The organism is Saccharopolyspora antiqui, from assembly GCF_052246905.1.
GTDB lineage: Bacteria > Actinomycetota > Actinomycetes > Mycobacteriales > Pseudonocardiaceae > Saccharopolyspora.
On record NZ_JBQQBO010000031.1, the window covers coordinates 65,892 to 86,217 of the forward strand.

Here is a 20,326-nt window from a genome sequence, read left to right on the forward strand (position 1 = left end):
GGGGCGATCCGGGCCTGGGAACAACATCTCAAGTACTGAGAGCCTGTCCGCACGTGCGGTTGCGCGGATTGGCGTTTGGGGCCTGGGGTTCGTGATTACGGTGAGAGCCGGGATTTTCACGTACTGCCGAGCCCGGCTCTGCGCGCGTTCTTAGTTCTACGTACGAATAGGCGGTGTCTCGACTCCACCGATCCCGGGCCTCCGCTGTCCACAAAGGATGATTGGTTCACCTGTGCGGGACCAGCGCGCCGAGATGCCGTGCCTGGCGCGGCCGTCGACGGGACGGATCAGGAGACCTGGTCGGGCCGGTGGGTGCGCTCCAGCAGTTCGACCAGGCGGTCGCCGAGCACCTCGGGGATCACCCGCTCGGCCGAACGCGCCGCGGCGGCGTTGAGCGCGGACATCACCAGCGGCCGCAACCGCTGCAGCACTTCCGAGTAGTACGGGACATCGTCCTCACCTGGCACCGGGCGGATCAGCACGTGTTCGCGCACCACCTCCACCAGCGCCCCGGCGACGTGGTCGATGTCGGCCTGCAACTGCTCGGCCAGGTCCAGCACCGCGCTGAGCGGCACCCCGAGGGCGACCAGCTCGGCCCCGGCGTCCAGCAGTTGCGGGCTCGGCGCGACGAAGCCGCGACCGCGCCGCTCCAGCAGGCCCAGCTCGATCGACCGCTTGATGTTGGCCGGGGAGAACTGCTTGCCGAACTTCTTGCGCAGCTCGGCCACCGTGACGGGGCGCGGCGCCTCCTCCGCCCAGGAAGCGCCCACCGCCTCCTCCAACCCGAGCACCTCACCAAGGCTGCGACCGGACTCCCAGGCCGTGATCATCTCCTTGATCTGGGCGAACGCGTAGCCGCGCTCCAGCATGTTGATGATCAGCCGCAACCGCACCAGGTGCGCGTCGGAGTAGATCGCCGTTCGCCCCTGGCGACGAGGCGGCGGCAACAACTCCCGGTCCTGGTAGACGCGCACGTTGCGCACCGTCGTGCCCGCAGCCCGAGCAAGATCGTCGATCCGGTATTCCGCCACCCAACAAAGTCTAGTTCGCCCGACCCCGACAACGACCCCCAGCACGCTCCCCCACTCAAGACCCCAATCGGGTGAGGGCTGAAGGGCACCTTTGACCGGCATACTCGGCCAAAGGTGCCCTTCACCCATGACCGCCCACGCGCTGGGTGGGGTTATGAGAGGAAGCCTCGTAGTAGGGCGGCGGTGCCTTCTAGGTGTTCGGCCATTGATTGGCGGGCGGTGGTCGGGTCGCCGTTGAGGATGGCGCGGACCACTTCTTCGTGTTGTTCGTTTGAGTGGGTGATGTTGCGTTCCAGTAGGGGGATCGCGTCTAGGAGTTCGTTCAGGCGCATTCGGACGTCGGCGACTGCTGAGGTCAGCGACGCTGAGCCGGTTAGTTCAGCGATCGCTAGGTGTAGGCGGGAGTCCATCCGGCGGTAGTTGTGCAGCTCCGCGGTGCCCGCGTCGGAGAGTCGCGACACCAGGTGGGCGCGCTCGGCTTCGCCGAGTTCGCGGGTGGCGGCTTGTTCGGCGGCACCGGCCTCCAGCACATGCCGGTGGGTGAGGGCGTCGTGCAAGTCGACGCCCATCTCGCGGGCGATCCGGCGGGGCCCCTTGCGGTTGGGGCGGGCCGGTTCGACGTTGACGAACGTGCCGCCGTAGCGACCGCGCCGGGATTCGACGTAACCGGCCTCCTGCAACGCCCGGATCGCCTCCCGCAACGTCACCCGGCTGACGTTGAGCCGAGTGGCCAGCTCCCGCTCGGCGGGCAGCCGCTCGCCCGGCGCCACCACGCCGAGCCGGATCGCCTGCAGCAGGCGTTCCACGGTCTCCTCGAACGCGTTGCCGGTGCGCACCGCGCGGAACAGCGCTTCGCTCGCCCGGCTTTGCAGCACCAGCGACTCGTTCTGGCTGGTCACGTCCCTCTCCCCCAGCTCGATGTCGGTACCGGCGACGATACGGGTGCGCGCCGCGGCGCCCCGAACCGGAGACTCACAGCGGCGTGACGTACGCGCCCGAGATCCCGCCGTCGACCAGGAACTGCGATGCGGTGATGAACGACGCGTCGTCGCTGGCCAGGAAGGCGACCGCGGCGGCGATCTCGCTCGCCTCGGCGAAGCGCCCCAACGGAACGTGCACCAACCGCCGCGCGGCGCGCTCCGGGTCCTTGGCGAACAGCTCCTGCAGCAGCGGGGTGTTCACCGGCCCCGGGCACAGCGCGTTGACCCGGATGCCCTCCCGCGCGAACTGCACGCCGAGTTCGCGGGACATCGCCAGCACGCCGCCCTTGCTCGCGGTGTAGGAGATCTGCGAGGTGGCCGCACCCATCACCGCCACGAACGACGCGGTGTTGATGATCGATCCCTTGCCCTGCCTGCGCATGTAGGGCAGGACGTGCTTGCAGCACAGGTAGACCGAGGTGAGGTTGACCTCCTGCACCTTGCGCCACGCCTCGATCCCGGTGTCCAGGATGGAGTCGTCCTCGGGCGGGGAGATCCCGGCGTTGTTGAAGGCGATGTCGATCGACCCGAACTCGGCGTCGGCGGTGGCGAACAGCTGGGCGACCGCATCCGCGTCGGTCACGTCGGTCTGGACGAACCGCCCGCCCACCTCTTCGGCGGCGCGCTTGCCGGTGTCCGGGTCGAGGTCGGCGATGACGACCTTGGCACCCTCGGCGACGAACCGGCGAGCCGTGGCCAGGCCGATCCCGCTGGCACCGCCGGTGATGACGGCGACGCGGTCTTGCAGACGTTCCGGCATTGCTCACTCCTGTATCTCGCGGGACACCCGCACCTCGGCCCGCTCATGCGCCTTCCGAAGTGGGGATGAAGACGTTCTTGGTCTCGGTGAACGCGTCGAGGGCGTCCGGTCCGAGCTCGCGACCGAGCCCGGATTGCTTGAATCCGCCGAACGGCGTGTTGTAGCGCACCGAAGAGTGCGAGTTGACCGACAGGTTCCCGGCCTCCACCGCGCGCGAGACCCGCAGCGCGCGGGCGACATCGCGGGTCCAGATCGACCCGGACAGACCGTACTCGGTGTCGTTGGCGATGCGCACCGCGTCGGCCTCGTCGTCGAAGGGCACCACCGCCACCACCGGGCCGAAGATCTCCTCGGTGAACGCGGGATCGGTCAGTCCGGTGGCGAGAACCGTTGGTGGGAACCAGAATCCGTCACCGGTGGGCGCATCGCCGCGGAACGCCACCGGGGCGCCATCGGGGACGTACCCGGCGACCTTGGCCCGGTGCTGCGCCGAGATCAGCGGCCCCATCTCGGTCAACGCATCGCTCGGGTCGCCGACGACCACGCCGCGCACCGCCGGTTCCAGCAGTTCCATGAACCGGTCGTAGACGTTGCGCTGCACCAGGATGCGGGAACGGGCGCAGCAGTCCTGCCCGGCGTTGTCGAAGACACCGTGAGGCGCCGTCGCCGCCGCGCGCTCCAGGTCGGCGTCGCCGAAGACGATGTTCGCGCTCTTGCCACCCAGCTCCAACGTCACGCGCTTCACCTGGCTCGCGCAACCGGCCATGATGCGCTGGCCGACCGCGGTGGAGCCGGTGAAGACCACTTTGCGCACGTCGGGATGGGTGACGAAACGCTCCCCGACGACCGAGCCCCGGCCCGGCAGGACCTGCAGCAGTCCCTCCGGAAGTCCGGCTCGCAGGGCGAGTTCGCCGAGCCGGATCGCGGTGAGCGGGGTGAGCTCGGCGGGTTTGAGCACGACCGCGTTGCCCGCCGCGAGCGCGGGGGCGAACCCCCAGGCCGCGATGGGCATCGGGAAGTTCCACGGCACGATCACCCCGACCACGCCCAGCGGCTCCTGGAACGTGATGTTCACGCCATCGGCGACCGGAATCTGCTTGCCGAACAACCGATCCGGCGCGGCGGCGTAGTACTCCAGCACGTCCCGGACGTTGCTCGCCTCACCGCGCGCGTTGCCGATGGTGTGCCCGGAGTTGCTGACCTCCAGCCGGGCGAGCGTCTCGATGTCGGCGTCGACGGCCGCGGCGAACCGCCGGAGCAGCCGCCCCCGCTCGGCAGGGGCGAGCGCGCGCCACGACCGCTGCGCGCGGACCGCCCGCGCGATGGCCGCGTCGGTGTCCTCGACGTCGCACAGCGCCACGGTCGCCACGACCTGCTCGGTCGCCGGGTTGATCACGTCATGCGGCACCGTCCACCTCCTTCGCCGCTGCGGCAAGCGCCGCGAACAGCCGGTCGTCCACTGCGTCTTCTTCGGGATGCCACTGCACCCCGACGGCGAAGCGCCGCCCGGCGACCTCCACCGCTTCGACGGTTCCGTCGTCGGCTTGGCCCACCACGTCGAGCGCTGCGGCGACCCGGTCCAGTGCCTGGTGGTGGTAGCAGGGCACGTCGACCTGCTCGCCGAGCACCGACGCGATCCGGCTGCCCGACCGCAGTTTCACCCGGCTGCGGCCGAAAACCGCTGGGGACGGCTGGTGTTCGCGATGTTCGACGAGTTCCGGCAGGTGCTGGTGCAGCGTGCCGCCGAACGCGACGTTCATGATCTGCGCGCCCCGGCAGACGCCGAGGACGGGTAGCTCGCGGTCGAGCGCGGCGTGCAGCAGCCGGATCTCCCAGTCGTCCCGGTGCGGTTGCGTGGGGCCGAGCGCGGGGTGCGACCGCTGGCCGTAGCGGGCGGGGTCGACGTCCGGGCCGCCTGCCAGTACCAGAGCGTCCACACTGGACAGTGCTACGTCCGCCGCATCCGGGAGGACGGGTAGCAGCACCGGAATGCCGCCGCTTCGGTGCACCGCGGCAACGTAGCTCGTGGGCAGCAGTGCCGCTTCGCGGTTCCAGACTCCCCAACCGGCCGACTCGACGTAGGTGCTGATGCCGATGATCGGACGGTCAGAGGCGCTCGAAACCACGGATCCGCTCCCAGTCGGTGATCGCCGAGTCGAACGCGGCCAGCTCGACGCGGGCCGCGTTGACGTAGTGGTCGACGACTTCCTGCCCGAAGGCCTGGACGGCGACCTTGCTCTCCGCCAGCAACCGCGCCGCATCCCGCAACGTGGTCGGCACCGTGTCCTTGTCCGAGGCGTAGGCGTTGCCCGACAGCATCGGCTCCAGCGGCAGTTCCTCGGAGATCCCGTGCAGCCCGGCCGCGAGGATCGCCGCCACCGCCAGGTACGGGTTCACGTCGCCGCCGGGCACCCTGTTCTCCACCCGCAGGCTCTCGCCGTGCCCGACGACCCGCAGCGCGCAGGTGCGGTTGTCCCGACCCCACGCGATCGTGGTGGGCGCGAAACTGCCCGGCGCGAAACGCTTGTAGGAGTTGATGTTCGGCGCCAGGAAGTAGGTCAGCTCCGGCAGGCAGGCCAGCTGACCGGCGATGAAGTGCGCCATGGTCGGGGAGAAACCGTGCTCGCCGTCGCCGGGCATGGCCGAACCGGAGGCGTCGCGCAGGCTCACGTGGATGTGGCAGGAATTTCCCTCCCTGGCGTCGTACTTGGCCATGAAGGTCAGGCTGACGCCTTCCTGCGCGGCGATCTCCTTGGTGCCGTTCTTGTAGAGCGCGTGGTTGTCGCAGCTGGTCAGCGCGTCCGCGTAGCGGATGGCGATCTCGTGCTGCCCGAAGTTGCACTCGCCCTTGGCCGACTCGACGTAGAGCCCGGCGCCGGTCATGTCGTTGCGGATCCGCCGCAGCAGCCCTTCGATCCGACCGGTACCGGCGATCGAGTAGTCCACATTGTACTGGTTGATCGGGATCAGCTCGTGGTACCGCTTGTCCCACGCCTGCTCGTAGGTGTCGCGGAAGACCAGGAACTCCAGCTCGGTCCCGACGTGCGCGGTTAGCCCCAGCTCCGCGAGCCGGTCGAGCTGCCGCCCGAGCACCTGCCGCGGCGAGGGGGCGACCGGTTCGCCCGAGTGCCACAGCACGTCGCAGAGCACCAGCGCGGTCGCCTCCTGCCAGGGAATCCGGCGGAGGGTGCGCAGATCCGGGCGCAGCACGAAATCACCGTAGCCGGTCTCCCACGAAGACAGCGCGTAACCGTCCACAGTGGCCATGTCGACGTCGACCGCGAGCAGGTAGTTGCACGCCTCGGTGCCGTGGTCGAGGACCTCTTCCAGGAAGTAGCGGGCGGAACAGCGCTTGCCCTGCAACCTGCCCTGCATGTCGGTCAGCGCGACGACAACGGTGTCCACCTCGCCGGAGGCGACCAGATCGCGCAGCCGTTCCACGGTCAGCGGTTCCTCGTTGCGCGCCACCGGCATCTCCCTCCGACCGAACCCATCGATCGTTATTGGTATGCGACCAGACCTTTGAGCGGCCTCATGGAAACAGCCGCTACTTCTCGATGTCAACACCTGGAGGTCGTTTACCTGGAGGCAACATCCAGAAGTCGACAGAGTATTGACATCTGCCCACAGCCGCAGCACGCTGCCCAACTAATCAATGGGCCACGGTCATACCAATCAGGTGCGAGCACGGAAGGACCCTCTCGTGACCGAGAAGCGGCGGCAGGTGGACTACGAGCAAGTAGGCAGCGACTACCTCGACAAGCGTCGGCTCCAGCAGGGCGCCGCGGGTTGGGTGCTGCTCGCCGGACTGGGCGTCTCCTACGTGATCTCCGGCGACTTCGCCGGGTGGAACTTCGGGCTGGCCGAGGGTGGTTGGGGCGGACTGCTGCTGGCCACCGTGCTGATGGCGACGATGTACACCTGCATGGTCTTCGGCCTCGCCGAGATGGCCTCCGCGCTGCCGGTGGCCGGCGCCGGGTACGGGTTCGCGCGCCGCGCCCTCGGACCGCTCGGCGGCTTCGCCACGGGCACCGCGATCCTCATCGAATACGCCATCGCACCAGCCGCGATCGCCGTGTTCATCGGCGGCTACGTGGAATCCCTCGGACTTTTCGGGCTGACCAACAGCTGGCCGGTGTACCTGGCGTGTTTCGTCATCTTCGTCGGAATCCACCTCTACGGCGTCGGTGAGGCGCTGCGGCTGATGTTCGGCATCACCGTGGTGGCGGTGCTCGCCCTGGTCGCGTTCGTGGTCGGCATGATCCCCGATTTCGAGGCCTCGAAGCTGTTCGACATCGCGCCGACCGACGCCCTCGGCGCCAGCACGTTCCTGCCGCTGGGTTACGCGGGAGTGCTCGCTTCGCTGGTGTACGGGATCTGGTTCTTCCTGGCGGTGGAAGGGGTTCCGCTCGCGGCGGAGGAGGCCCGCAACCCCCGCAAGGACATGCCGCGCGGCATCATCGCGGCGATCGCCGTGCTGCTGGTGTTCGCCGCGGCGATCCTGCTGGTCGCGCCGGGCGGCGCGGGATCGGCGGCCATCGCCGATGCCGACAACCCGCTGCCCGAGGCGGTGCGGGCCGCCGTGGGCGGCAACAGCGTGCTCGCCGAGATCGTCAACTACGTGGGACTGGCCGGGCTGGTGGCGAGCTTCTTCTCCATCATCTACGCGTCGTCCCGCCAGCTGTTCGCGCTGTCCCGAGCCGGTTACCTGCCGCGCTGGCTTTCGGTGACCGGCAAGCGGAAGACGCCGTACCTGGCCCTGATCGTGCCGGGCGCGATCGGCTTCGTGCTGGCCGCGGCCACCCGCGACGGCGCCCTGCTGATCAACATCGCGGTCTTCGGCGCGACGGTCTCCTACGTGCTGCTGAACCTCTCGCACATCGTGCTGCGCTTCCGCGAGCCGAACCTCGAACGCCCCTACCGAACGCCCGGCGGTGTCGCGACGACCACGGTGGCGCTGATGCTGGCCGTGGCGGCGGTGATCGCGACGTTCATCGTCGACATGATCGCCGCCGCCATCATGGCCCTGATCTTCCTGGCCGCCCTGGCGTACTTCTGGTTCTACAGCCGCCACCACCTCATCGCCAACGCCCCCGAAGAGGAATTCGCCGCCCTCCAAGCCGCCGAATCAGAACTCTCCTAACCCAGATCAGGGTGATGAGAACGGGGTGAGGGGCACCCGTGACCCAGTAAGTTGGTCACAGGTGCCCCTCACCCCTCACCTGAACGGGTTCTGGGGCGTGGCAGCCGCAGTCAGGCGGAGCCGCAGGAGTGGTTGGGTGGGACGTCGAGGGTTGGGTTGCGGTCGAAGAAACCGACCGGTTTCAGGGTGAAGCCGCAATAGTCCACCGGCATCACCGGCCAGTCCTCCACCCTCGGGAAGTGCGTCAGGCCGAAGGTGTGCCACAGCACGATGTCCTCGCCGTCGATACCGCGATCCCGCGCTGTGAAGGCCGGGATCCCGGCACCGCCGTGGTTCTGGTTGACGAACTCCCCCGCCGGATACCGCTCGTCCGCCGCGTACCGCGAGACCCACAGGTGCTTGGTCGCGAACGCGGCGCGCTTGGCGATCGACGAACCCGGATCCGCCAGCAGCACCGGGTACCCCTGCGGGTGCAGGGCATAGCCGACCGGCTGGCCGAGCCGGTTGGTGCGCTCGGTGTTGACGACGTGCCAGGTCCGGCCGCTGCCCGGATCGGCCCCCCGCGCCGCGTCGCTCTCCCGCGCCAACCTGGTGACGCTGCGGGTGAAGGCGTTGCCGTGCGGGTTCTCCGCGCCGATCGGCACCCGCTGCGCCTGCACCTCGTCCACCGCGTTGCTGATGCCGTCCACCATCATGTCCAGCCGCGCGCTGAACAGGTGCTGGTGGTACGGCGCGCCGAGACCGGGGGCGAGTTCGCTGGCCCACCGCGAGCCCTCCCGGTAGGCCGAGGTGAACACGATCCCGGTGGCCTTGACCTCCAACTGGATGGTGCCGTCGAGGTACAGGTACCAGTAGAAGCCGTAGTCGTAGTTGCCGATGCTGGCGAAGAACGAGACCACCAGCCGCCGCTGCCGCCGGGTCTCGGCCGAGCCGGTGAACACGTCGGTGTGCTTCCACAGCACCCCGAAGTCCTCCTCGTGCATGCACACCGCGTTGCGCAGGGTGCGTGGCGCGCCGTCCTCCTGCGCCACCACGGCGTCGAAGTAGTGGATCTCGCCGAGGCAGTCGCAGCCGAGCACCAGTTCGTTGGCGAGCTTGCCCAGCGAGTACTCGCCGGAGTCGAAGTAGTTCTGCCAGAACCGCACCGGCGACGGATCGCCGTAGTTGACCACCATTTCGCCGATCGAGGCGCGGAAGACCACCGGCCGGTCCCGCTCGCCGTCCCGGAACGACAGCTGGTGCAGCACCAGGCCTTCGCGCGGGTCGAAGCCGACCCGGAAGCGCCAGTTCTCCCACCGCACCTCGTGGCCGTCGACGGTGAAGCTCGGGCCGTCCGGTTGGGTGATCTCGATCGGCTTGAGCGTGTCGCGCTTCGGGCCGAACAGCGCTTCGTCGGTGTAGTTGCCGCTTTCCACCGGAACCGGCAGTTGGCGGTCGTCGACCACCTCCAGCACGCGCCGCTCGATGACGTCCACGTAGGCCACCAGCCCGTCCACCGGATGCGCCCACGGCAGTTCCTCCGGGTAGTTCTGCACGAACGCCAGCGCGCGCAGCATGCGGCGGCCGCTTTCGTCGGCGACGCCAAACCAGCCCGCCGACAGCGGGCAGACCCGGACCTTGGTGATGTCGTCGATGCCGCGGTCGCGGATGGCCCGCAGCCACCTCTCGTCGGCCCGCACGATGCGTTCGACGAGCTCGTACTCGTCCAGCATCACCGGCGGCTGCCCGTGTTCGACCGGGTTGATCACCGACTTGTCCACCAGCTGGCCGTCGCGCAGCGACACCAGGGTGGTGGTCAGCTCACCGGTTTCGGTGTCGCAGAGCACCGAGCGCACCCGGCGGTCGAACGGCTCGCCGTCGCGGTGCGCGAGAACCTCCGCTTTGTCCGGTTCATCCAGCTGTACCAGGGGAAAACGGGTGGACTCGGGCAGCAGGCCCGCCTGTCGCAGGACCTCCCGGTTGCGGAGGATCTCATCGGAGTTCAACGGATCCAGCGGATGCTTCGTCATCGCCCTGCCTCTCGCGCTCGTCTCGTCCTCGGAACCCGCCGTGCGCCGCCGCAGGTGCGGTTGGCGCCCGCCATGTGCACCGGCACGAGTTCGAGGAACCCCAATCCACCCGACCAGTAAGACACGTCGGCAGCCCCTCCCGCCACGCCGAAGAGCCCGCCCCCGGAGACGGGAGCGGGCTCGGCCCGGCGAGCGGGATCAGGCGAGCGGGATCAGGCGTCCACCCGCTCCTCGTCCTGGGATCGCAACGCCTGCGTCCTGCGCCGCGAAATCACCCGGGACACCAACGGCCACAGCAGGATCAGGGCCACCACGCAGTACACGGTGATCGCGAACGGGGTGTTGACCAGCCCACTGACGTGGCCGTCGCTGATCTGCAGGGCACGGCGCAACTGCTGTTCGGCGGTCGGGCCGAGGATCACCGCGATGATCGCCGGGAGCACCGGCAGGCCGTAGCGGCGCATCGCGAAACCGATCAGACCGATGATGAACAGCAGCAACAGGTCCAGCGGCTCGCCGCCGACCGCGTACGCACCGACGCTGGCGAAGAACAGGATCCCGGCGTACAGGTACGGGCGCGGGATCTGCAGCAGCTTGGCCCACACCGGAGCCAGCGGCAGGTTCAGCACCAGCAGCAGCACCGAACCGATGAACATGCTCGCGATCAGCGCCCACACCAGGTCCGACTCGCGCTCGAACAGCAGCGGACCCGGCTGGATGCCGTACTGCTGGAACGCCGCCAGCATCACCGCGGCCACCGCGGTGGTGGGCAGACCGAGCGTCAGCATCGACACCATCGTCCCGGCCGCCGAAGCGCTCGCCGTCGCCTCCGGCCCGGCGACACCCTCGATCGCGCCCTTGCCGAATTCATCGCGGTGCTTGGAGAGCTTGCGCTCGGCCACGTACGACAGGAACGTCGGGATCTCCGCGCCACCGGCCGGGATCGCACCGAACGGGAAGCCGATCAGCGGGCCGCGCAGCCACGGCTTCCAGGCCCGGCGCACATCCTCGGCACCCAGCCACGGCCTGCCCACCGGGATCGCCTCGCCGCCAGCGCGCCGCAGGTGCGCGGCCACCCACAGCGACTCGCCGATGGCGAACAGCCCGACCGCGACGATCACCACGTCCACGCCGTCGGCCAGGTGCAGCAGCCCGAAGGTCAGCCGCTGCTGGCCGGTCATCTCGTCCAGGCCGATCAGCCCGACGGTCAGCCCGATCAGCAGCGAGGCGAAGCCGCGCACCCGCGACTTGCCGAGCACCGAGGTTACCGCGATGAACGCCAGCACCATGATCGCCAGGTAGTCCGGCGCACCGATGTTGACCGCCAGCGAGGCGACCGTGGGTGCCAGCAGCGTCAGCAGGGTGATGCCGATGATCGCGCCGATGAAGTGCCCGATCGCCGCCGCCGCCAACGCCTGCGCGCCGCGGCCCTTGCGGGCCATCGGATTGCCCTCCATCGCGGCGACCACCGCCGCGCTCTCCCCCGGTGTGTTCAGCAGGATCGAGGTGGTCGAGCCGCCGAACATCCCACCGAAGTAGATGCCCGCGAACATGATGAACGCGCCGGTGGGTTCCAGGGCGTAGGTCACCGGCAGCAGCAGCGCGACAGCCATCGCCGGTCCGATGCCGGGCAGCACGCCGATCGCGGTGCCCAACAGCACCCCGATCGCCGCCCACACCAGGTTCATCGGAGTCAACGCGGTGGCGAAACCGCCCAGCAGCAGGTTCAGCGAATCCATCGCTACAGCACCCCCATCAGCGGGCCGCCTGGCAGGGGGACACCGAGCAGGTTGTTGAACACGAGATAGGTGAGCACTGACAGCACCGCCGCCACCAGCGGATCGCGCACCGCGTTGCGGCTGCCCAGCGCGTAGGCGCTGCCCCAGAACAGGATCATCCCGGACAGCGGGAACCCGATGATGTTGATCAGCACCGCGTTGGCCAGGAACGCCGCCGACAGCAGCAGCACGGTGCGCCAGTCGCTGGGCGCGGACAGGTCGACGTCCTCGCCGCCCTCCGCGACGCCCCGGCCGCCGCGGAGCACGTCGCGGGCCAGCAGCACCGCCACGACCAGCAACAACCCGCCGACGATGTAGGGCACCGTCTTGGGGCCGACCGGCCCGCGCTGGGTGAAGTCGGTGGAGATCGTGGCGGCGTCGACGAGCACCAGCACGCCCAGCGCCGCCAGCAGCACGCAGACGCCCAGCTCGGATCGCTCCCGCAGCCAGTGCTTCTTCGCCGCTCCCGGCTCGGTTTCGGTGACTTCGGTCGTCGTCATGCCAGTCCCAACTCCTTCAGCACCGAGGCCACCCGGTCGTTCTCCTGGCGGAGGAACTCGCCGAACTCCGGTCCCGGCTGGAACGCATCGGTCCAGCCGTTGCGCCGCAGCGCGTCCTGCCACGCCGGAGATCCGTTGAGCCGGGCGAACAGCGCGACCAGCTTCTCGCGGTCGTTGTCCGACATCCCCGGCGGCGCCACGACACCGCGCCAGTTGGTGAACCGCACGTCCACCCCGGCCTCGGTGAGCGTCGGTGCGTCGATCCCGGGGGAGCGCTGCGGCCCGGTCACCGCCAGCACCCGCAGCTCACCCGCCTCGATCTGGTCCCGGTATTCGCCGATGCCGGAGACGCCGAAGGCGACCTTGCCGCCGAGCACCGAGGCGAGCAGTTCGCCGCCGCCGTCGAAGGGCACGTAGTTGACCTGCTTGGGGCTCAGGCCGATGGCCTTGGCCATCAGCATCGGTGCCAGGTGGTCCGGCCCGCCCGGCGACGAGCCGCCGCCGACCGGCACCGCACCGGGCTGGGCCTTCCAGTCCGCGATCAGCTGCGCGAGGTCGTGGTAGGGCGAGTCCTTGGCGACCACGACCACGTTGGGTTCCTCGACGAGCTTGGCGATCGGGGTGGTGTCCTGCAGCGACACCGGTGAGTGGTTGGTGTAGACGCTGCCGACCACGCCCAGGCCCATCGACATCGCGAGCTTGCCGTTGCCGCGCTCGTTGACAACCCGGCCGAGACCGACCGTGCCCCCTGCGCCGGGGAGGTTGAACACCTCGACGTTGGTCTGCAGCCCGGCGTCCTCCATTGCCTTCACCGCGGTGCGCGCGGTGATGTCGTAGCCGCCGCCGGGTGAGTTCGGCACCAGCATCCGCAGGCCGCGGATCTGCGCTTCGGTTTCGCTGTCGCTGCCGGTGCTGATCAGTGGCGGCACCAGGAGCACCAGCAGCACGGCTGCGAGCACGGCCAGCGCGCTGCGTAGGCGCACGGAAATCCCGCCTCTCCGTTGTGGTCGGAACGTGAGCTGGGTCATGCTGCACACATCAGTGCCGCCGTGTCTCGCTTAAGCACGTATCGACACTTTTGTTAGTTCTGTAACCCCGGAGAATTCCGCGGAAAACACGCCGCCACCCGGTGTCCGCCGAGTTCTCGCGAAATTGCGCAGCACCTCGCTGACCTGCGGTGATGGCGGGGTGGCGTGCGATCGTCGGTTGCGGACGGTTAACGTTGCGCTCCTCCGACGGTGCAGGCGGGCCGACGGTGCAGGAGGTGACGCGGTGTTGCGGGTGCAGGGGTCGTTGTCCAGGCAGTTGTTGAGCTGGCAGCTGCTGATCATCGTCCTGCTGCTCGCCTCGATCGCGGTGTTCTCCGTGGCGCAGACCGACAACGCGTTCCGGGCCACCGAGGGACGCAAGATGCTGTCGGTGGCCGAAGACCTCGCCGCCACCGAAGGTGTCCGCGCCAGCCTCGCCGACCCCTACCGCCGGGACGCGCTGCCGATCTTCGCCGAAAGCGCCCGCAGCCTCTCCGGCGCCGACCACGTGATCATCGCCGACGGTCGCGGCACCGTGCTCACCTCGCCCGACCCCGGTCAGCGCGGGCAACCGCTGCCGCTGGGCGAGAGCACCGTGCTCAGCGGGCACGCCTGGGTCGGCGAGATCCGCGTGGACGGCGTCGATTCGCTGGTCGCGCACGTGCCGGTGATCTCCGACGACGCGCGCATCATCGGCGTCGTCGCGGCCGGTCGCAACACCCCCGACCTGCTGCAAGGACTGCGCCAGGCCCCGGAGAACCCGCTGGCGCTGCTGGCCTTCGCCACCGTGCTCGGCGTCGCCGGTTCCGTGCTGCTCGCGCGGCGGGTGAAGCGGCAGACCCTCGGGCTGGAGCCGCAGGAGATCACCCGGCTCGTCGAGCACCGCGAGGCACTGCTGCAGGGTGTTCGGGAAGGTGTGCTGGGCGTCGACGAGCAGAACCGGATCACGCTGGTCAACGACCAGGCGCGGCACCTGCTGGCGCTGCCCGCGGACTGCGTGGGCCGCGACATCGACTCGCTGGACCTCAACGACCGCGCCCGCGACGTGCTCACCGGCCGCACCGACGGCGTGGACCAGATCGTGCTGCGGCGCGGCCGGGTCGTGGTGGTCAACCGGATGCCGATCTCGTCGGTCGGCGCCGTGGTGACCATGCGCGACCGCACCGAACTCGTTGACCTGCAACGGGAATTGGCGGTGCACCGGGACACCAGCAACACCCTGCGCGCCCAGGCGCACGAGTTCAGCAACCGGCTGCACATCATCTCCGGGCTGATCGAGCTGGGCGAGTACGACGAGTTGCAGCGCTACGTCGACCGGATCAGCCACATGCAGGAGCAGTGGCACGCCGAAGTCACCGCGCGCATCCACGACCCGGCCACCGCGGCGCTGCTGATCGCCAAGGCCAGCCTCGCCGCCGAACGCGGCGTCGGCCTGCGGCTGCACGAGGGCAGCTACCTGGCCGAGGTCGACGAGGAGCTGTCCGCCGATCTGGTCACCGTGCTGGGCAACCTGATCGACAACGCGCTGGATGCGTTGGAGGGCGCGCCGGGGCGCACCGAGCGCTGGGTCGAGATCGACCTGCGCCGCACCGACGAGGTCACCCTGGTGGTGCGGGATTCCGGGCCCGGCGTGGCCGCGGAGATCGTCGAGGAGGTGTTCCGGCACGGTTTCACCACCAAGGCCGCACGCGACGGGGAGCGCGGCCTCGGGCTGGCTTTGACCAGGCAGATCTGTCATCGTCGCGGCGGTTCGGTGCAGGTGCACAACGCCCACGGCGCTGTGTTCACCGCACGGTTGCCGTTGGAGGTTCCGAAGTCGTGATCAAGGTGCTGGTGGTGGACGACGACTTCATGGTCGCCAAGATCCACAGTGGCTACGTCGCGCGGGTCGACGGGTTCGAGGTCGTCGGGGTGGCGCACACCGGGGCCGACGCGGTGCGCGCCGTGGACGAGTTGCGCCCGGAGCTCGTGCTGCTGGACATCTACCTGCCCGACATGGACGGTCTTTCGGTGCTGCGTCAGCTGCGCGCGGGCACCTCCCGCCCGGCCGCCGAACCCGACGTCATCGTGATCACCGCGGCGCGCGATCTGGACACCGTGCGCGGCGCGATCCGCGGCGGCGCGCTGCACTACCTGATCAAGCCGTTCAGCTACGAGGCGCTGCGCGACCAGTTGGAGAACTTCCGTTCGCTGCACCGAAAACTCAGCGAACTGCCCGGTGACTCCCCCACCGCCCAGCGGGACGTCGACCAGCTCTTCGGCACCCGCACCCGGGGCACGGCGCCGCCGCCGAAGGGGCTGGCCGCCGAGACCGCGGAGATCGTCGAACGCATCCTGCGCGAGCGGACCGCCGGTGGCGGTGACCTGTCCGCCGCGGAATGCGCCGACGCCACCGAGCTTTCCCGGGTCAGCGCCCGCAAGTACCTGGAGCACTTCGTGACCTCGGGCCGCGCCGAGGTGCGCCTGCGCTACGGCGGCACCGGTCGCCCGGAACGCCGGTACCGCTGGAACTCCTGACCGCACCACGGGGTGACGAGACGGAGTGAGGGGCACCCGTGACCAACTTACTTGGTCACAGGTGCCCCTCACCCCTCACCTGAACGGTGGAGCAGCGGGCTGGAGTCTGCCTTCGTAGCAGCTGCTGCCGAGGACTCAGTACCAGGTGAAGGTCACCGGGAGGGCGGCCAGGCCGCGCATCCACACCGATGGGCGCCAGACCAGCGCCTCCGTGGCCACCGCCAGCTCCACGTCGGGCAGCCGGTCGAGCAGCACCTCGATGCCGGTGGTCGTGATGACCCGGGCGATTTCCTGTGCCGGGAAAGGACATCCGTGCTCCCCGTGGCTGAACGACATGTGCGCCTGGTTGCCCGCCGAACCGGCGTAGGTGTCCGGCCGCACCTGCGGGTCGGTGTTGGCCGCCGCCAGCCCAAGCACCAGCAGATCGCCCTTGCGGATGCGCTTGCCGCCGAGCTGGGTGTCCTGAGTGGCCCATCGGCCGACGAAGTTCTGCGTCGGCGTGTCTTCCCACAGCACCTCGTTGAGGGCCTGGCCGACGCTGCGGCGACCACCGGCCAGGGTAATCGCGAACCGCTCGTCGGTGAGCATCAGCCGGATGGTGTTGCCCATCCAGTCCGATGTGGTCAGGTAACCGGCCCCCAGCGTGATGAACAGATCGGCGGCGATCTGCTCGTCGGTGAGCCCGAGCGGAAGCGCTAGCAGGAACGAGGGCACGTCGCGGCCGGGGTTCTCGCGCTTCTCCCGCGAGAGTTGCAGCATCCGGGCAACGGTCCGCTCGTGCGCCCGGACGGCTTCCTCGCTTTCCTCCCCGGACAGGGCCACGTCCCGGGCCAGCGTCGGTGCCTCGTCGTCGGGCAGCCCGTAGATCTTCGCCAGCGCCAGCAACGGGATCTGGTGGGTGTACTCGGCGATCAGATCGGCTTCGCCGCGTCCGGCGAAGCCGTCGATCAGGTCGTCGCAGATCTTCTCGACCTGCGCCCGCAGCTCGAACTCGTCCACATCCGCCAGCGCATCGCTGATCGCGCCCCCGCGTTTGCGGTGCTCTTCGCCCTCGGTGAAGACGAACGCCGGCTGGTACTCGACGTAGGGCCGCAGCGACCAGTCGTGGGAGACCTCGTGCCAGCTGTTCCAGCGTCGGGAGTCGCGGCCGAACAACTCGGGGTGGTTGGTGACGTGGTGGACCTCGCGGTAGTCCAGCACGCACCAGGCGGGCACCCCGCCTTCGAGCAGCACCGGAGCGACGGGGCCGTGCTCGCGCCGCATGTCCCGGTACACCTGGGCCGGGTTGTTCTGAAACCGCGGGCCGTACATCGTGACAGCGTTGGCGTGCGAATCGTCGGCTGCGGCCGAGGACAACTGGTGGGGGTTGGTCACGACGTGGCCTCCCGGGCGGACGACAGGGCGTAGAGGTGTTCGACGAGCTCGACCAGCACCGCCTTGCTGGCGTTGCGGTCGCGGGCATCGCAGTCGACCAACGGCACCTCGGGAGACAGGTCCAGCGCGTCGCGCACCTGCGCCAAGGTGTGCTTCGGTTCGCCGAAGTTGTTGCGCGCCACGATGAACGGCATCCCGTGGTCTTCGAGGCGGTCGATGGCGTACCAGGAGTCGGCCAGTCGACGGCTGTCCACCAGCACGACCGCGCCCAGCGAACCCGCGAACAGCTGGTCCCACACGAACCAGAACCGCTCCTGGCCCGGCGCGCCGAACAGGTACAGCACCAGGCGTTCGTCCAGTGTGATGCGCCCGAAGTCGAAGGCGACCGTGGTGGTGGACTTCCCGCCGACCCCACTGGTCTCGTCGATGCCGATCCCGGCCTGCGTCATGGTCTCTTCGGTGCTCAGCGGCCGGATCTCGCTGACCGAGCGAACCAGGGTGGTCTTGCCCACGGCGAACCCGCCGACGATCACGATCTTCAGACCGTCGGCGGCGGTATCGCGCAGTGGAATGCGATCTGGTGTCGCCAGATCTGATATTTCCGAGCTAGATATTTCGGAGTCCAACAAGCACCTGCTTCAGGAATTCGGGGGCGGGCAGTGCTGACTCGGTGCGGGTGGTGGACGGGTGGCGGGCGGTGATCTTGCCCATGTCGAGCAGGTCGCCGAGCAGGATCTTCACCACGCTCACCGGCAGTCCCAGATCCGAGGACAGCTCCACCACCGCCACCGGCTCGCGGCACAGCCGCAGGATCTTGGCGTGCTCGGACTGCATGCCCGGCGTCGGATCGCATTCGCTCACGATCAACGTCACCAGGTCGAAGGTGACCTCGGTCGCGCGGCTGCGGCCACCGGTGACGATGTAGAGCCGGTCCGGATCCTCGTTGTCCACCAGCCGCCTGGTCATGGCGTTCCCGCGGAACGGTCGGCCGCTCGCGGCGGGGCGCTGAGGTACTCACCGATCTGCTCGACCAACTCGTGCATGTTGTGCCCGATCACGCCGACGTCCGCCTCATCGCTGGCCAACACCGCGAGGTGCGCACCCACCCCGGCTTCCACGATGCACAGCAGTCCGCCGTAGAACTCGGTCATGGACTGCCGCACCCCGCCGCTGCCGTCGCCGAACTCGACCGAGGCACCATAGGACAGGCTCTGTATCCCGGAGGAGATGGCGGCCAACTGGTCCGCCTGGTCCACCGACAGGCCTGGCGTGAAGCAGAGTTTGAGCCCGTCCTTGGACAGCACCAGGGCGTGTCGGCTACCCGGCGTCCGAGCCAGCAGGTTGTCCAGCAACCAGTCGAGGTCGCGCGTTGTCGTGGTCATGCAGCTGTGGGGCGGTGATCTTCCGGACTACCGGCACCGGCCCGCGCCTCCAATCTGTTGTCTTGGCGGCAACGCCATCATCGGGTGGCCATCATCGGGTGCTGTCGTCCGCAGTGGACGAAGAGTCGCGCCGCGCATTGCGGAACGCACCGAACCGCGCCCCCGCGTTCGGGCGCGGCCGATCGGGCCCAGGCTCCTTCGGCGGGGTGACCGAGCGCGACGCGGCCAGCGTTCGGCCACGCCGCCGCTTCGGCAGGTCGCTCGGTTCCTCGTCGAATTCCGGTGCGACATCGGCGGTTTCCACCTCGACCGGCGCCGCCGACGCTTCCGGCGGGGTGCGCGGCGCGGGGGCGGGTTCCTGTCGGGGCTGCGTGACCAGCTTTCGGGGGATCATGACCACCACGCCGGTGCCACCGCGCGCGGAGGACCGGAACGAGACGGTCAGGTCGTGCTTGCGGGCCAGGCGGCCCACCACGGCGAGCCCGAGCCGGGTACCGGACATGGTGGTCAGGTCCAGGGGTTGGACGGACACGGCCTGCTCGGCGCGGGCCAGCGCGGCGGCGCTCATGACCAGACCGCTGTCCTCGATGGTGACGGCGACTCCGGTGTGGACTTCCTCCACGTAGACGTGGACTTCTTCGGCAGGGGGCGAGAAGCGGGCGGCGTTGTCCATCAGTTCGGCCAGCGCGTGCATGATGCCTTCGGCGGCGTAGCCGACGATCGCGACGGTGCTGGTCGAATGCAGTCGAATTCGCTGGTAGGCGCTGATCCGGCCCATCGCGCCGCGCAGGATGCTCTCCATCACGATCGGTTTGGTCCAGCGGCGCCCGGAGCGGGCGCCGGTCAGGACCGCGATGCTGTCCGCGAGTCGACCGGCCTGGGCCGTGCTGTGGTCGAGCTTCAGCAGATCCGCGAGCACGTCCTCGTCGTGGCGGTCCTCCATCTCGCGGAGGTCGGCGAGCATGCTGGTCGCCAGCGCCTGCATGCGACCGGCCGCGTTGGCGCAGGTGGCCATGGCCGCCGCGCGCATCCGTTCACCGGTGCCGAGTTCCTGCGCGATCGACTTGATCACCTGCCGGTGGGAGGCGTCGAAGGGCTGCGCCACCTCGGCGACCGCGGTGTCCGGGGTGGCGCCGTCGCGCACCCGCTGCGCCAGGGTCGGCAGGGCCTCGTAGGTGAGGCGGGCGATGTCCGCGTCGATAGTGGCGGCGTTGGACCGCAGGTTGCGGACCAGTTGGATGCCGCGGACCGCGACGGACAGGGTGACGGCCAACAGCAGTGACAGGACCCCGCCGTACCAGACCACCAGCAGTTGACTGCCGACCGGCGCGACGACGAACGCCCATCCGCAGGCTCCGCCGGTGACGACCACTGCGGCGAGGAACGCCAGCAACGCCGGACGCAGCGGTGGACGGTCTCGTCGATGGTGGACTGGGATCTGGGTCGACATCAAAGAGGTCCTAAGTGGCCGGTCGAACGTGGCGGAGAACTGGCATGGCGCCATCGGGGCCCGATGGTAACGGGCGTCACCCACCCCGTTATCCACATTTGGATGACGTTTGCAGAAGTGATACCCGACTGGCCACGTTCAGTGATGGAAGCACCGCTGGCCCGACGCCAGTGGCGCCGGGCCAGCAGATTCCTGATCTTACCCAGGGCTGTTGATCTTGTCCCGTGCCCCTGCGCGGGCAGCGGAACTGGCGATTTCGCGCGAAATCGGCGCTTCCCAAGAGCAGCGACCAGCGATTTCGCGCGAAATCGCCATCACGCGGTAGGCAACCGCAGACCGTTGTAACCCGCACGAGCATCCGCGAAACGCCGCGA

General features: G+C 69.1%; 18 protein-coding genes. 3 read left to right on the forward strand and 15 right to left on the reverse strand.

Annotation, left to right across the window (positions count from 1 at the left end; translation table 11 throughout):
- Positions 1 to 287: 287 nt before the first annotated feature.
- The 6 genes from ACTWQN_RS33465 to ACTWQN_RS33490 all read right to left on the reverse strand — a co-directional run bounded on the left by ACTWQN_RS33465 (position 288) and on the right by ACTWQN_RS33490 (position 6,239).
- On the reverse strand, positions 288 to 1,031 hold the full coding sequence (locus tag ACTWQN_RS33465) for a MerR family transcriptional regulator (protein WP_443207647.1): 744 nt from the start codon (positions 1,029 to 1,031) through the stop codon (positions 288 to 290).
- Between the two features lie 152 nt (positions 1,032 to 1,183).
- A complete protein-coding gene (locus ACTWQN_RS33470; protein ID WP_443207648.1) occupies positions 1,184 to 1,930 on the reverse strand; it encodes a FadR/GntR family transcriptional regulator in 747 nt (248 codons plus the stop codon).
- A 73-nt stretch (positions 1,931 to 2,003) separates the two neighbouring features.
- Positions 2,004 to 2,771 (reverse strand): 3-oxoacyl-ACP reductase, encoded by a 768-nt coding sequence (locus ACTWQN_RS33475; protein WP_443207649.1) that lies wholly within the window; start codon positions 2,769 to 2,771, stop codon positions 2,004 to 2,006.
- A gap of 43 nt (positions 2,772 to 2,814) precedes the next feature.
- Positions 2,815 to 4,179, reverse strand: a complete 1,365-nt coding sequence (locus ACTWQN_RS33480; RefSeq protein ID WP_443207650.1) for an aldehyde dehydrogenase family protein — start codon at positions 4,177 to 4,179, stop codon at positions 2,815 to 2,817.
- Positions 4,169 to 4,897, reverse strand: coding sequence for a gamma-glutamyl-gamma-aminobutyrate hydrolase family protein (locus tag ACTWQN_RS33485; protein ID WP_443207651.1), 729 nt, complete (start codon positions 4,895 to 4,897; stop codon positions 4,169 to 4,171). The genes ACTWQN_RS33480 and ACTWQN_RS33485 overlap by 11 nt, the downstream gene beginning before the upstream one ends.
- Positions 4,878 to 6,239, reverse strand: coding sequence for a glutamine synthetase family protein (locus ACTWQN_RS33490; protein WP_443207652.1), 1,362 nt, complete (start codon positions 6,237 to 6,239; stop codon positions 4,878 to 4,880). Before ACTWQN_RS33490 ends, ACTWQN_RS33485 begins: the two co-directional genes overlap by 20 nt.
- Positions 6,240 to 6,474: 235 nt before the next feature.
- Here ACTWQN_RS33490 and eat point away from each other — a divergent pair, with 235 nt between their 5' ends.
- Positions 6,475 to 7,914: an ethanolamine permease gene (gene eat / locus ACTWQN_RS33495; protein ID WP_443207653.1), complete on the forward strand. Its 1,440-nt coding sequence runs from the start codon at positions 6,475 to 6,477 to the stop codon at positions 7,912 to 7,914.
- 110 nt (positions 7,915 to 8,024) lie between these two features.
- On the opposite strand, the gene ACTWQN_RS33500 is transcribed toward eat, so the two are convergent.
- The 4 genes from ACTWQN_RS33500 to ACTWQN_RS33515 form a co-directional block, all read right to left on the reverse strand.
- Positions 8,025 to 9,923, reverse strand: coding sequence for a primary-amine oxidase (locus ACTWQN_RS33500; protein ID WP_443207654.1), 1,899 nt, complete (start codon positions 9,921 to 9,923; stop codon positions 8,025 to 8,027).
- 212 nt (positions 9,924 to 10,135) lie between these two features.
- On the reverse strand, positions 10,136 to 11,662 hold the full coding sequence (locus ACTWQN_RS33505; protein ID WP_443207655.1) for a tripartite tricarboxylate transporter permease: 1,527 nt from the start codon (positions 11,660 to 11,662) through the stop codon (positions 10,136 to 10,138).
- A 2-nt stretch (positions 11,663 to 11,664) separates the two neighbouring features.
- A complete protein-coding gene (locus ACTWQN_RS33510) occupies positions 11,665 to 12,201 on the reverse strand; it encodes a tripartite tricarboxylate transporter TctB family protein (protein ID WP_443207656.1) in 537 nt (178 codons plus the stop codon).
- The gene (locus ACTWQN_RS33515) at positions 12,198 to 13,184 is read right to left on the reverse strand and encodes a Bug family tripartite tricarboxylate transporter substrate binding protein (protein ID WP_443207657.1); all 987 of its coding nucleotides are present in this window, start codon (positions 13,182 to 13,184) and stop codon (positions 12,198 to 12,200) included. Before ACTWQN_RS33515 ends, ACTWQN_RS33510 begins: the two co-directional genes overlap by 4 nt.
- A gap of 289 nt (positions 13,185 to 13,473) precedes the next feature.
- Here ACTWQN_RS33515 and ACTWQN_RS33520 point away from each other — a divergent pair, with 289 nt between their 5' ends.
- Both ACTWQN_RS33520 and ACTWQN_RS33525 read left to right on the forward strand, forming a co-directional pair.
- Complete coding sequence (locus tag ACTWQN_RS33520; protein WP_443207658.1) at positions 13,474 to 15,051, forward strand: sensor histidine kinase; 1,578 nt, start codon at positions 13,474 to 13,476, stop codon at positions 15,049 to 15,051.
- Positions 15,048 to 15,746, forward strand: coding sequence for a response regulator (locus ACTWQN_RS33525; RefSeq protein ID WP_443207659.1), 699 nt, complete (start codon positions 15,048 to 15,050; stop codon positions 15,744 to 15,746). Before ACTWQN_RS33520 ends, ACTWQN_RS33525 begins: the two co-directional genes overlap by 4 nt.
- 135 nt (positions 15,747 to 15,881) lie before the next feature.
- Here ACTWQN_RS33525 and ACTWQN_RS33530 read toward each other — a convergent pair whose 3' ends face one another.
- The 5 genes from ACTWQN_RS33530 to ACTWQN_RS33550 form a co-directional block, all read right to left on the reverse strand.
- Positions 15,882 to 17,057: a cytochrome P450 gene (locus ACTWQN_RS33530; RefSeq protein WP_443207667.1), complete on the reverse strand. Its 1,176-nt coding sequence runs from the start codon at positions 17,055 to 17,057 to the stop codon at positions 15,882 to 15,884.
- A gap of 59 nt (positions 17,058 to 17,116) precedes the next feature.
- Entirely contained in the window at positions 17,117 to 17,653 is a 537-nt protein-coding gene (locus ACTWQN_RS33535; RefSeq protein WP_443207668.1) for a GTP-binding protein, read from the reverse strand.
- Between the two features lie 73 nt (positions 17,654 to 17,726).
- The gene (locus ACTWQN_RS33540) at positions 17,727 to 18,086 is read right to left on the reverse strand and encodes a DUF742 domain-containing protein (protein WP_443207660.1); all 360 of its coding nucleotides are present in this window, start codon (positions 18,084 to 18,086) and stop codon (positions 17,727 to 17,729) included.
- On the reverse strand, positions 18,083 to 18,502 hold the full coding sequence (locus ACTWQN_RS33545) for a roadblock/LC7 domain-containing protein (protein ID WP_443207661.1): 420 nt from the start codon (positions 18,500 to 18,502) through the stop codon (positions 18,083 to 18,085). The genes ACTWQN_RS33540 and ACTWQN_RS33545 overlap by 4 nt, the downstream gene beginning before the upstream one ends.
- A gap of 91 nt (positions 18,503 to 18,593) precedes the next feature.
- Positions 18,594 to 19,952 carry an ATP-binding protein gene (locus ACTWQN_RS33550; RefSeq protein ID WP_443207662.1) on the reverse strand — a complete coding sequence of 453 codons (1,359 nt, stop codon included), beginning with the start codon at positions 19,950 to 19,952 and terminating at the stop codon, positions 18,594 to 18,596.
- Positions 19,953 to 20,326: the final 374 nt, after the last annotated feature.

Coding starts and splice junctions, on each gene's coding strand:
- ACTWQN_RS33500 (WP_443207654.1), bottom strand. CDS start 9,923: ATGACGAAGCATCCGCTGGATCCGTTGAACTCCGATGAGATCCTCCGC.
- ACTWQN_RS33550 (WP_443207662.1), bottom strand. CDS start 19,952: ATGTCGACCCAGATCCCAGTCCACCATCGACGAGACCGTCCACCGCTG.
- ACTWQN_RS33540 (WP_443207660.1), bottom strand. CDS start 18,086: ATGACCAGGCGGCTGGTGGACAACGAGGATCCGGACCGGCTCTACATC.
- ACTWQN_RS33530 (WP_443207667.1), bottom strand. CDS start 17,057: ATGTACGGCCCGCGGTTTCAGAACAACCCGGCCCAGGTGTACCGGGAC.
- ACTWQN_RS33505 (WP_443207655.1), bottom strand. CDS start 11,662: ATGGATTCGCTGAACCTGCTGCTGGGCGGTTTCGCCACCGCGTTGACT.
- ACTWQN_RS33545 (WP_443207661.1), bottom strand. CDS start 18,502: ATGACCACGACAACGCGCGACCTCGACTGGTTGCTGGACAACCTGCTG.
- ACTWQN_RS33510 (WP_443207656.1), bottom strand. CDS start 12,201: ATGACGACGACCGAAGTCACCGAAACCGAGCCGGGAGCGGCGAAGAAG.
- ACTWQN_RS33475 (WP_443207649.1), bottom strand. CDS start 2,771: ATGCCGGAACGTCTGCAAGACCGCGTCGCCGTCATCACCGGCGGTGCC.